At 61.9% G+C, this 457-nt stretch carries 1 pseudogene; it reads right to left on the reverse strand.

Features of this window, described 5'->3' with window-relative positions:
- Positions 1-457 (reverse strand): annotated as a pseudogene (locus EN994_RS34910) (FAD-dependent oxidoreductase); the annotation flags it as partial.

The following is a 457-nucleotide window of genomic DNA, read 5'->3' on the forward strand; positions in this document are numbered from 1 at the left end:
CTGGTTGAGCATCTGGGTGTAGACGATCTTGCCCGGCGCGACATCCATGTCGTTGGCGCATAGTCTTTGCAGGAAAGCACAGGCGTCGCGGCCCTCGACACGGATCTTGCCGAACGAGGTCATGTCGAACAGGCCGACGCCATTCCTGACCGCAAGGTGTTCCTTGCGCTGATTGTCGAACCAGTTCTGGCGCTTCCAGGAATAGCGGTATTCGCGCTCCTGGCCCTCGCGGGCGAACCAGTTGGCGCGCTCCCAGCCGGCGACTTCGCCGAAGACAGCGCCGCGCGCCTTCAGATGCTCGTGCAGCGGCGAGCGCCTGACATTGCGCGACGTCGCCATCTGACGATAGGGGAAATGATCGGCATAGAGCAGACCAAGCGTTTCAGAGACGCGCTCCTTCAAATAGCGGCGGTTCTTCTTGGACAGCTGGGCGCGGGGGGTGTTTTCTTTCCCCCGG

This window comes from Mesorhizobium sp. M7A.F.Ca.CA.002.09.1.1, assembly GCF_003998555.1.
Taxonomy (GTDB): domain Bacteria; phylum Pseudomonadota; class Alphaproteobacteria; order Rhizobiales; family Rhizobiaceae; genus Mesorhizobium; species Mesorhizobium ciceri.